Below are 11,821 nucleotides of genomic sequence, written 5' to 3'. Positions count from 1 at the left end.
TGGTTAGGCGTCTTTTTGGGCAACCAAGGGCCGAAAACTAGAGCGGAGTAAATTTCACCTCGACCTTTGGCAGGAGGGCTTTGATTTTGGCCTGTGTCTCAGGTGAGTAACGTTTGGGGAAATAGAACTTCAGTTCTTTAAGAAAGGAGAAGGCCGCCAGTTGCGGCAGATGTGCCTCGGGATTCTCGAAGCCACCGAGTTCGAGGGATTCGAGATGCGTCATGGTGGCGAGCAAGTCGAGATCCCCATCGGTGACATTGAAGTTGATAAGCGTGAGCCGCTTCAGCGTTTTGATCTCCTTGATGATGGGCAGTGATTCCGATTTGTTGAAACCTTCGCCGAGTTGGAGACTTTCGATCGGCAGCGCGGTGATGTTTTTCAGCGCGGCAGGCGTGGCATGCGCTCCCAGTTCGAGTCCCTTCAGCTTGGACAGCTTTGCAAGGTTCGGAGCCCCGGCATCGGTAAACTTCGCGTGTGCTAGGCTGAGGCTTTCGAGGTTAGGCAGGTGATCGCAGAGTTCTTTGAGTCCTTCGTCATCGATTTTGCTACCGCGATGGCTGACACGTGTGAGCTTGGTGAAGCCCTCAAACTTCGCATACGCCCGACCAGTGATGGTGGTGCCGACGAAGGAGAAGCTCTCCAGATCCTTCAAGCCAGCGAGTTGCACCATGCCTGCATCCGTGAGCTTGCCATTGTTGGTGAAACGCAGGGACTTGAGATGAATGAGCTTCGCAATGTGCGGCATCCACTCATCGTTGAACTTGGTGGAAATGACGTTCAGCGACTCGAGCGGAGTGATGTGGCCGAGGTGCTCGAAAAAAGCCGCGTCATAGGGATCTTCTTTGCGGTGGTCATGCGGGCCGGCGTTTGGCACGGAGAGATCGACAAGCTTGAGGCTCTGGCCATCCTCTGTCTTTACGACTTTGCCTTTGGCAGCTTCGACGGTACGAATCACGGCTTCGACATGCGGATCTAGGGCGAAGGCTGGGACCGAGAAAGCGAGGATAGTAAACAGTGTAATGACGGGTCTCATGGGAGGAACGGAGTGGTGGAATGATGGAAGACTGGAGTGATGGGGGAATGAAGATCACTCACTCGGTGATTAGTATTTGGGAAAGATGGCCGGGGTCGGGAAACGGTCTTCGTGGCTGAAATTGCCATCGCCCAGATATTCCTCGCGGGGTATTTGCACCTGGGGCCAGGCCGCAGGGCGGACGCGGACGACTCTGGCAGAGCGGATGCCTTCGATGACGAGGTCCGTTTCAAATTGGATTTGGATGCCGCTGCTGCCGAGAGGGGGTTCTCCAGACACCTTCATGACGTTGAGGATGGGACCTTTCGAAGCCATATGCGCGGGACCGTATCCGCCTCCGGCATGCTTCAGGGTATTCTCCGCTCCATTCATCAGCACCGGGCTGTCTTTCTGGAAATCGGCATACAGAGATGCGTCCATGCCGCCGAATAAGGTCGCGGTCACAATGGCGCGGCCAAACTTGCCATACTCAACAGAATCGACCCAGGCAGGCATCCAACGGCTGCGGATAAAGGCCTTATGCGTCTCGGTCTGGATGTGGGCGGCGCGTTGCATCGCAGCGTCGTCCAACCAGATGTCAGAAATGTGAAAGCGGGTGAACACACCATCCGGCGTGGGCTTCCACGTAATGCCCAACAGGACGGCCTGGTCCCCGAGCGATTTCTTGCCGCTGGCAGGCCAAATGCCGTCAGTGATCATATCGGCAACTGCGAGGCATTCGCGACCACGCCAGATACGCGTGGCTGCATCAATGGTCAGCTTTTCCTCGCTAGCCTTGCTGTCGTCGCCGTCCTTCGGTTCGCGACTGGCGATGATCATCCCCGCGTTGTTTTTGAGGTCCAATTCTTTGAGCTTCCAGACCAAGCCCTCGCGCTGGCAGTGGCTGGGCTCATCTTCGAGGAGGAGCACATGGTTCTCAGCCGGTGCAATACCGGCACCACTATAGCCCGCAGTTTTCATTTTGTTATCCACCGGGAGGACCGGCACGGCAGAGATCTTTGGGTCTGGGGGAAGAAAGGCCCGGACGTGCAGCACAGTGCCGAGCGGAATATCCCGAAGATCCGCCGGTGCGCCATGATAGCGAACCACGCCGTAAGGGAGCATGGCAAAGGGGTGCGGGGCGTTACGAAAATACGTACCTGCCCCTTCCACCCGGAGGCTGCCACGACGGTTGGCATGGTCCACAAACACAAGCTCCCCCCGGTAGGAGTGCGCCTTTTCGATTGGGGGAAACTTCCCCGCCTCGGGACGATACGGTTCATCTGCGGCGATGGTATTTGTGAAGAAGAAGAGGCTAATGCAAAAGGCCACCAGCCAGGGAGCTCGGTTCATGGGAGGGTAGAAGGAAGGAGTGATAAGGTATTGAAATAATGGAGTGCGGGGCGTGGATGGGACGAGAGCAATGAAGGGGTGCGAGAGATGAGTCGGAGAAGTTTCCATTACTCCAACATTCCACGACTCCATCGCTCCATTCCCCGTCCTTCACGGCCTAACTCATAACGCGATCACCTTGTTGCTGTCGCCAAATTGGTCTGTCTCCACACCCATGCGCTGGGCCATCAGCAGGAGCAGATTGCTCATGTGGGCATCAGTGTTCGCAGGGCGGCTGCAGAGCTGGTAATGCGCGGTGGTGAGCGCACCGTCCTCGCCGAGCGCGTAGCCTTGGAACCCTGGGGCCATCTTGTTGAAATCCAGATGCTGCCCGTGCTTCAGACCGAGGTCCGAGCCTCCGGCGAGCACCAGAGGGAGGTTGGCGTTACCATGGCTATGGCCGTAAGACATGCCGCTGCCGAAGAGTGCCATGGTGGAACCGAGTAAGGACTTGCCATTCAGGTCCTTGGTCTCCGCCAGCCGGGTAAGGAAGTAGCTGAACTGCTCGATGGCAAAGGTGTCATAATTGGTGAGCTTTTCGATGTAGCCCTGATCTCCACCGTGGTGGCTGAGCTGATGACGTGATTCCGTGATGCCGATTTCAGGGATGGCAATGGCCTGGCCCTCGCCGCCTAAGCTGAATGTGGCCACACGTGTCATATCCGTCTGAAACGCCAGCACCATAAGGTCATAAACCGTGCGGAAATAATCACCCGCCATGGTGGCAGCGATATCGCGGTTCGTGCGTTTGCGATCTTCATCGGAGACGGCGGGCAGCGGCGTGTCCAGCCAAGCATCGGCCCTCCGCGTGCGGATCTCCGCCTCGCGGACGGAGGTGAGGTATTGATCCATGCGGCCTTTGTCCTGGGAACCCATTTTTTTCTCCAACCGACGCACCTCGGCGAGGTTGTCATCCAGGACGCTGCCTTTACGGCGTAAGGCCCGCCGCTGGGCTGCGATGCCGCCTTTCGGTTCCTCGAACATGGACGCAAAGATCTCACTGCAACGGCGCATCGCTGGCAGCCTCACCCCATCCGCAGTCCAGGCGAGAGATTCCTGGGTGATAGCGACTTCCAGAGACGGGTAGCGAGTATGCAACGCGGTGATTTCGGCCATCTTCTGGTCCACCGATATGGTGTTTTTATCAGAAGGCCCAAGCTTTCCACCCGTCAGCCAAACGTTGATGCAATTATGATGATGGCTGAGGCTTCCCGGATGATGCAGACCGCTGATGGGCGTGATCACTTGGCGATGCTTCTCCAGAGGCATGAGTGAGCGGGAAAACTTATAGTCCTTCCCTGTTGTAGTGATCTGGTAATTCAGCGAATGCACGCCGTTCGCCAAATAGATGAACGCGCTGCGCCTAGGTGTGGCAGTAATCTTCTCCGCCGCTGCCGCACGTAGCGGCACCATGCATTCCAGCAGTGGCAGAGAGATAAACGAGCCCAGTGCTTTGAGGGCATGCCGACGGTCGATTAGCCAGGATTGGGAAAGGTAGTTGCTCATAGAATGGATAGTTGGAGTGCTGGAGCTTGTTAGCGTTTGCGCATGAGTTCAGACAAAGCCACCGTCCGCACGATGTCCTTGACCCGGTATTGACTTTTCTTCGCTTCTGCGACGATGGCATTGATGTCTTCCTCGTCATCAACGGTCAGCACGCGGCGGAGGCCGTAGGTGCAGAGATGTTCGATAAAGGCGCGCACGAACTTTTCACGATCATCGATCAGCAACCGTTTAAAATCGTTGGCATCCTTGAAGGAACGTCCGTCAGGCATCTCGCCACTGGGATTCACCAATGGGTTTGCCCCGACTCCCGCTGCGACATTTTCATGAGTGCGCCACTGCCCGATGGCATCATAGTTATCCCAGGCGAGTCCTAGGGGGTCAATCTTCGCGTGACAGGCAGCGCAGTTCACATCGTTGCGGTGCGCCTCCAGTTTATCCCGGAGAGTGGCCTTGGGGCTTTGGGGCGGATTGGGTTCGATGGCGGGCACGTTGGCTGGCGGCGGCGGAGGCGTCTTTCCCAAGATCACTTCGCTGAGCCAAACGCCGCGATGCACTGGCCGATGACGCGTTCCGTCCGAGGTCAGGCCGAGCGTCGCGCCCATTGTTAGAAGCCCGCCGCGACGATCTTCAGGCTTGAGGGAGACGCGCTGGAAGCGGGTCGTCTTTGGCTCTGGCAGTCCGTAGAAATCGCAGAGCCGTGTATTAGCCATGGTCCAGTCCGAATCGATGAAGCTCTCCATAGGCAGGTTCTTCGTGAGCATTTCGCGGAAAAACTCCACCGGCTCGGCCCGCATGCTCGTCTCCAGCCACCGGTCATATTTGGGGTAAAGCTTCTTGTCCGGCGGAAACATGCCCACGCGGTGCAGTTGCAGCCACTGCCGTGAAAAGTCGTCAACGAAGCGGTTGATTTTGCTGTCCGCCAAAATCCGATTCACCGCCTTCTTCAGTCCTTCACCGTTCAGGGTGCCGCTCTGGGCTGCGCTAAAGAGGGCGTCATCCGGCATCGAACTCCAAAGAAAATAAGAGAGCCGCGATGCAAGCTCCAAATCAGTGAGATGCTCGCGGGCCGTGGGATCGCCCTCGACGATGTAGAGGAAATTCCGGGAGGTCAGCACGCCCTGCATCGCCACCCGATAGGCATCAGTCGGCTTTTCGCCGGCCTCACGTTCGTCGCGGTAAGATTGCAGATACCCGTCCAACTCCTCCTTGTTGACCGACCGCCGCCAGGCGCGTTCGGCAAAGCGTTGCAGATGCTCAGCGACTACTTCAGGTGTCGCGTCATCGGGAGGCACGAAATCCTTGCGCCGGGATTTTTCCGCCTCTGTTTCCAGCGGACCTTCCCATTCGATCCAATCGAGGAGGACTGTTGAGAAAAGACCGTTGCCTTTGTCATCGAACATCTGCGGGGCGTTCGGGTTCAGGAGCAGGGTCTCGCTGCTATGGGTAAAAATGTAGCCACCTCTGCTGGAGAGCGCATTACGGAAGGCCGCACCACTCCTTCGGTCCACCACATCGGTAGCCACGATGCAAAATTCCAGCGTCGTGGGCATTTCCAGCAACACCTCGAATTCATAAACCTGCGGCTTGTCCTCAGGTGCTGTGATGTCCATGTCGAGGATGCCATCCACCGTCTCCTCACCAGTGCGTTTGCCAATGCTCAGGTGCGCTGGCTGGCCACCGGGAGGACGGATACCGCTGGCCTGGATGCGGAGTTTGTAGAGCCCGCTATACTCCTGCCCTGCCTTCTCGAACCAATTGGGGGAGAGCGCGTTCTGGATAGAACCGGGGAAGAGCAGAAACCGTAAAGGACGCTTGATGCCGAACCGGTCCAGCGCCGCCTGCTGTTCCTTCCCACCATTGTACCGCAGGTCTGCCGCAGTCTTGCGTACTTTGCGAGCCTCGCCTGACGTGACGGGGAAGGCGCGGTCGAGCACCGTCCCCGCTGCGCGGTAATAACGATCCATATGCGACGGCGAAAGTGACAGCTCCGAACCGATGCGCTCAAATCCATGCCACAGCGTGTCTTCATTCAGCTCCCCTGGCTTGGCCGGATCGTATCGTACACCGAGCAGGTCATAGACCGTGTTTTGATACTCTTTCCGGCTCAGGCGGTAATGAGACACCGCTGGTCGCGCCGCCATTCTCCCCGCCCGCCCCTCTTTGATTCGTGAGTCGAGATTCGTGACGAACGACTCGATCTCCTCCTGCGTCGGTTTCTTCTCTTTCTTCGGAGGCATCTCGCCGGAGTTGACCTGCTCGATCACCTCCGCCCAATGATGAGCATCCGCGCCCAGCTTGAAATCGCGCGAAAGCTGGTCGATCCGCAAGTCACCCTTCGTCTTCTCAGGGCCATGACAACTGATGCAGTGCTTCTCCAAGAAGAGATCAAAGGGCTCGGCTGCACGGACGACATCGGCAAAGCTAACGCTAAGACTTGCGACGAGGATGGCTGGCAGGCTGTAAAAGCAACGTATCATGGTATAGGGAGCAATACGCAGTTCACGCAACGTTCGTGCACCGACCCCGAGTTCTCGGGGGTGGGGCAGGCAGCAGCAGAGTTGCAACGACGGTTACCCGAATGCTCTCCTTCTCAACATGACAAGCGTCCTAAAAGCTCATTCCTCAGGCGTAGAATCTGCAGAGGGCCTATTGAGCTTTTTTATCGGCGTTGGATTTACTGGCCTTCTCCAACATGCCTCGGACCCTGCCCTGTTCTTTTTCCAAAGCTGCACCCGTCACGGGCAAGGGCTTGAAAGCTGGATCTGGGGTGAGCTTTTCTTCGGCTGGTATGGTACGCATGCGGAGGTTGCGAAAGGCCACATCGTGACCGTGGTCTTGCAGGGAAAGTTTACCGCCGCGCCCGGTGAGGTCGCCACCACGGATGCGTAGCAGCCCGACTTCCTCCGCCCATTTAGGATCGTTATAATCAAAGGAGATCACGCGCTCTTCATTGAGCCAATGTTCGATAACGCTGCCTTTGCAAATGATGCGGGCAGTGTTCCATTCGCCGACAGGGCGGGTGGCGCGCTTGCTCGGCCCCATGCAGAAGAAAATGGAGGCGGCAGACTGGCGCGGGTTATCACCATGACCGGGATGCGCATCATCGAGGATCTGATACTCAACCTGTCCAGGACGGTAGTAAACACCGCTGTTGCACAGGGCGGAAACCTTCCATTCAAAGCGCAGTTCGAAGTCATCCGGGACGAGTGCTTTCTCATACACCATCCCCCCTTTCGGACGAACGCGGGCAAAGGCCCCATCCTGGATCTCCCAGTTGCCATCCTGTTTCCAGCCATCGAAGGTTTTGCCATCGGACAGGGCGATGAAACCGAGACGTGTTTCCTCCGGCTCCAACGCGGAGGTGAATTGGGGAATGAGAAGGGTGACAAGAGCGAGTGTGGCTGGAAGATTCATGGTATTGGAAAAAAGGGAGAGGTGTTGAAGAGTTGGATCACTTCTTTTTTGAGGCTTTGACAATGTAGTCCACCAGCTCGTCGATTTGAGCAGGGGTAAGGACCGCACCAATGGGTGGCATGAGGTTCTCTGGGTATCCATCTACAAGCAGTGCGTTGGGTTCGAGAATGGACTGGCGAAGGTAGTCGGAAGTGGCTTTCACTTCGCTTGTCTTTCCGGTGGCGGGGTCGCGTACTTTCACGGTGGCACCCGCCAGGCCTCTAAAGCTGGGGCCCACCAGTTTGGTGTCGTCAAGGCTGTGGCAGGCAGCGCAGAAATTTTGGTAAAGCACACGACCTGCATCCCCTTTCGAATAAGTGAAAAAGGCAGCCTCTGCCAGAGCCCCTACCGGAGCTGGTTGCACTTCACCCAAGCGGTCTTTAGGGATACGATTAACAGTGTACCAGATGTCCCCGGCCCAGAGCTTCAGCCCCGTTTCTGAAGTAAATGATTTAGGCAGACGCACATGGACGACTTCACCCGTGACGAGGCCGGGGAGCTCCAAAAAGACACGGTGACGGTCTGCGGACACTGTTGCCGAGCGTACCTCAGACAAGCGATGCCGGACCTTTTGCCCACCGTAGGTTTGGGTACCTTGATAACCCCACTGCGTGACGTGATAGGCGGCTGGATTCCAACCCGTGCCGGGTGCCAGAGGCTGCGTAAATTCGAGTTCCAATCCGTTCGTGCGCAGACTGGCAGACAGGGGTTCAAAGACCGCCTTCCCCGTGTAGCGGATCTGAGTGAGACCGCTTACCCGGTTGATGAATTCATGGTCACTGCCCCGCGCGATGCCACCGGCAAAAAGAGTGCCATCAGGTGCAAATTCGAATCGATGAAACAGATGCCGAAAACCTTGTGAAAAAGGAAATGCCGCGCCTTGCATTACCCCATCCACTTCTTCCAAACAGGCCCGTTGCAAGCCTCCAAAGGTCGCATCGCCAAACATGACATGCCCCGCATAAGGACCCCAGCTCGATGGTAAAAGAAACGGCTCGGTAGGCGAATTGGCGATCTCTCCATGGGGTAGCCAGACAGCGGGAGGTGTAGGCTCCTGACGGTCGAAAGGATGCCAAGGCTCGCGGCTGCGGAACTGATAAAAGGCATCCTTTTGCAAATGGATGAGCTTGTCCGCAGGGAGCCATTCCCCCTGATTGTCAGTGATGAGGATGGACCCGCGCGGACCGAGGCCGATGCCATCAGGTGTGCGCAAACCGCCAGCCACGATCTCAGTTTTACCCGTGTCCACATGCACCTTGATGGCACTGCCCCGCAAGGGGGCCTGACGGTTGTCACTGTTGCGCGTACCCATGGCCGTACTTGAGGAAAAATAAAGGTGGGAATCCTGCACCACTGCTCCGAACAGGTATTCGTGGCTGTCCATGGTGCAGGGCCAGTCGTGCGACAGACAGCGGTAAGTCTCAAAGATACCATCACCATCCTCATCAATAAGCTCGGTGGCCTCATTCTTTTCGGTGACAAAGATACGCCCATTCTCAACAGCCAAGCCCATCGGCTCCGAGAGCCCCTGGGCAATGCGACGGAGTGGCGGCGGGCCAGTGACTGGAATTGCCTCCAGATCCAAGGCAAACAGATCCCCATCCCACGTGGTAAAGATCAACTCTCGCTCTCCTCTCATCGCCATGCCGCTGACGCGAAGGGTCCTCGGATCATCACGCAGATCCCGGGATTCGAGCGCCGGGTGCAGTGAAGCCAGTTTTTGGCCAAAGCCGCTCTTGGCATCCGGCGCAGCAGGCTCCACCGGCATGCTGATCAGCGACAGATTACCAAGGGTGCTGCCCTTCAGCACCAGCTTGCGAAAGCTCAATGGATGATCGTACTTGCGATTCGAAGGCGGCACGAGCATGACCAGCAAGGGCAACCCTGGACGCGCACGAAACCTACCGAGGTCGGCCCGGCCCCATTCGCCCTTCTTTGTTACTGGCACATCCCAAAAGTGATCCTGACCATCAAAGGAAAGCTGGTAAGGCTGATCCAGCGGCTTCTCACAGGCATACTCAATAGAAATCCTGACCTCTTCCGCTTCTTTCGCCTGCACATACCATCCAAGGTTAGCCCCCCTGCCCTTTGTTATCTCCAGTACCTCTCCAGCATACTCATTTGATCCCTTGGAGAAGATCAGAGTGGCTGGCAAATCGAGCTCTGAAGAAGGTGCGGCAACCAGCCCGTTCAGTCCGGACATGCATGATACATACCCGCACAAGAAATAAAAAATCGTGTTCTTCATGGAAGTGTCAGGCGATAAAGTGCGGTGCTGGTAAGAGCAGGCTTGGCATCACCCTGGTTCGTCTGGAGTTTCCACGCCTTTTGAATTGAGGCCGGGAGCACGACCGCGTCTCCTGCATCCAGTGACTCCACCCTCAGTTCTCGCACGACGCGGTCCGAAGCGGGGGCAGCCCCAAGCGGGATGCGCTCATACAGCTTTAGCACACCACCGTCATGACCAAGATCCCAGCGCAGGTCGATGTGATCCTGTACGTGAGTGCACCCAAGGTAACGAATGATTAACGGCAGATGTTTTTCTCCGCGCTGCAAAGTCCATTGATCATTCGTGGTATCCTCAAACCAGACTGTTCCAGCCGAACGCGTCATAAACCCGTTTTTGATCAAGCCAGTCTTCGCCTTCGGTGCCTGCCACGCCTTGAATACCGTAGCCCGCTCCAAATCATAACCTAACCACACATCCGCCCCCTGACGTACCGACAACGACCTGGGCTTGCCATCAAGGCTCAATCGGCTGATGACCTCAGGGTCGAAAGGCAATGCCCAGGTACTCAAAGGCACAGTGGCAGCGGCGGTTAGAAAATGGCGGCGATTCATGGAAAGAATTAAACGGGATTAGGATGACTGGGCAATCACAGGCCAGTCATTCTTGAATGGGCTGGACGTGCAGATCGATCTTCACGTCGTCGAGATAATGGCCACTGAAATGTGCGGTCTTGCCAGGAAGAAGGGGCTGTTGGCGATGCACGGCCAAGTGCACGAGCACGAAGCGTGTTCTCGGCGACACAGGCACCTCCACCGTTCCGCCCTGCCAGGAACCATCACCTTTTAGTGAAATTTTTCGCAATCCAATGGCAGCACTGTTTTCATGTACCCATGGCAGTGTCAGCGGCTGAGGTGCTTCCTTCAGATCATCTTCCAGCGCACAAAGTTCCAGCTTGCCAGAATATTCTTCACCCTCGGGAAAAGGCACACAATTAAAGACTGCGGCAAGTCTTAACACCCCTTTCCCGCTGCTCACTTGTCCACTCACATCCACGAGGCGATACACATCCCCCCAAACACTGTGTTCAGCATTTTCACCAGTAAAGGTGGCATTGATAAAGCGCATCATTTTAACGCCGCGCTTGGGTTTCAAACCCATCTCCGCCTCCACCACACTGGCTTCGTCACCTGTCCAGACACCCGTCTGACGCGGGAGCCCTGGCAAGGTCCGCAGGGTGCCGGATTCGAAGCTGTCACTCCACAGCCGCCGCACCGCAGTCTTCACGGGATTGAATGACGGTGATGCATACGCAAACACCATCGTGGCACTGAACAAACCAATCACCAGTCCTGCTGCGGCAGCAGTCAACGGACGCAGTTTACCAAGCCAACTTCGCAAACTGGCGCGGGAATTATACGCGGGTGACTTAGCTGCTGACACGCCAATAAGATGCAATGTTGCCGGATCACCTGCCGCACGTTCCTGCAACTTTGCATCCACCGTGCAAAGGGATCGAAACATCTTTCTCGCCTCTACGCTTTCACGAAGAAGAAATTGCAGAACTGGCAGCTCTTCATCCGAAATCGTCTCATTGAGATAGCCATTGAGAAGTTTGAGTTCGTCTTGGGTCATGGTGTATGCGCCTCCTGTGCAAGCGAACGTTCAACGCAGCGCAGCAGATCCAGACGGATGCGTGCTAGCAACTGATAGAGAGAGCCTTCCGAGCGCCCTAAACGCGCCGCAAGGGCCTTCATCGAAGTCCCCACTGCATAAGCGGCGAGCGCCAGTTCACGACGCTCTGACGGCAGCTTGTCTATGCAGTCATCCAGCGCATTGAGCTGATGATGACGAAGGGACATCTCTTCCGCGCCTTCCTCAGCGAGGCGCTCAATGATGTCATCATCCAGCAGCAGCCGGTCCCGGGCATTTCGCCGACGGGCCATCAGAATCTCATACCGTGCAATCAGGCATGCCCAGCGAGGAAACAGCGCCGGATCCTCTAGCGAAGCGAATTTTCGCCACGCCACCAAGCTCACCTCCTGCATCACTTCATCCACCTCCTGCGCACGTGGCACACAGCTCCGCACGAATGCGCGCAGTTCCGGCTCGTGGTGAGTCCACAAGCGCAGGAAAGCTTCGTTAGGGTCGGGTGCGGGCATTACAGGTTCGATGATCGGCATTCGTCGTCATCTCATAGCTGCCTCTGACCCGTGAATTTAACGAATTAT

Annotated in this window: 9 protein-coding genes; all 9 read right to left on the bottom strand. The window is 56.6% G+C overall.

The features are described from left to right. Positions 1-37: 37 nt before the first annotated feature. Positions 38-1,033 carry a leucine-rich repeat domain-containing protein gene (locus EI77_RS19490; RefSeq protein ID WP_133796986.1) on the bottom strand — a complete coding sequence of 332 codons (996 nt, stop codon included), beginning with the start codon at positions 1,031-1,033 and terminating at the stop codon, positions 38-40. Between the two features lie 69 nt (positions 1,034-1,102). After that, entirely contained in the window at positions 1,103-2,365 is a 1,263-nt protein-coding gene (locus EI77_RS19485; protein ID WP_133796985.1) for a hypothetical protein, read from the bottom strand. 162 nt (positions 2,366-2,527) lie between these two features. Continuing rightward, positions 2,528-3,910 (bottom strand): DUF1552 domain-containing protein, encoded by a 1,383-nt coding sequence (locus tag EI77_RS19480; protein ID WP_133796984.1) that lies wholly within the window; start codon positions 3,908-3,910, stop codon positions 2,528-2,530. Between the two features lie 29 nt (positions 3,911-3,939). Then, complete coding sequence (locus EI77_RS19475; protein WP_133796983.1) at positions 3,940-6,387, bottom strand: DUF1592 domain-containing protein; 2,448 nt, start codon at positions 6,385-6,387, stop codon at positions 3,940-3,942. A gap of 169 nt (positions 6,388-6,556) precedes the next feature. Further along, positions 6,557-7,324 (bottom strand): 3-keto-disaccharide hydrolase, encoded by a 768-nt coding sequence (locus tag EI77_RS19470; RefSeq protein WP_133796982.1) that lies wholly within the window; start codon positions 7,322-7,324, stop codon positions 6,557-6,559. 37 nt (positions 7,325-7,361) lie between these two features. Further along, positions 7,362-9,566, bottom strand: a complete 2,205-nt coding sequence (locus EI77_RS19465) for a c-type cytochrome (RefSeq protein ID WP_166647377.1) — start codon at positions 9,564-9,566, stop codon at positions 7,362-7,364. A 41-nt stretch (positions 9,567-9,607) separates the two neighbouring features. Continuing rightward, a complete protein-coding gene (locus tag EI77_RS19460) occupies positions 9,608-10,204 on the bottom strand; it encodes a hypothetical protein (protein WP_133796980.1) in 597 nt (198 codons plus the stop codon). A gap of 46 nt (positions 10,205-10,250) precedes the next feature. Next, positions 10,251-11,225 (bottom strand): hypothetical protein, encoded by a 975-nt coding sequence (locus EI77_RS19455; RefSeq protein WP_133796979.1) that lies wholly within the window; start codon positions 11,223-11,225, stop codon positions 10,251-10,253. Continuing rightward, positions 11,222-11,773 carry a sigma-70 family RNA polymerase sigma factor gene (locus EI77_RS19450; protein WP_208300421.1) on the bottom strand — a complete coding sequence of 184 codons (552 nt, stop codon included), beginning with the start codon at positions 11,771-11,773 and terminating at the stop codon, positions 11,222-11,224. The genes EI77_RS19455 and EI77_RS19450 overlap by 4 nt, the downstream gene beginning before the upstream one ends. Positions 11,774-11,821 lie beyond the last annotated feature (48 nt).

The organism is Prosthecobacter fusiformis, from assembly GCF_004364345.1.
In the GTDB taxonomy this organism is placed as follows: Bacteria; Verrucomicrobiota; Verrucomicrobiia; order Verrucomicrobiales; family Verrucomicrobiaceae; genus Prosthecobacter; species Prosthecobacter fusiformis.
The sequence above is the reverse complement of the archived record's forward strand: the minus strand, read 5'-3'. Positions and strand labels throughout refer to the sequence as shown.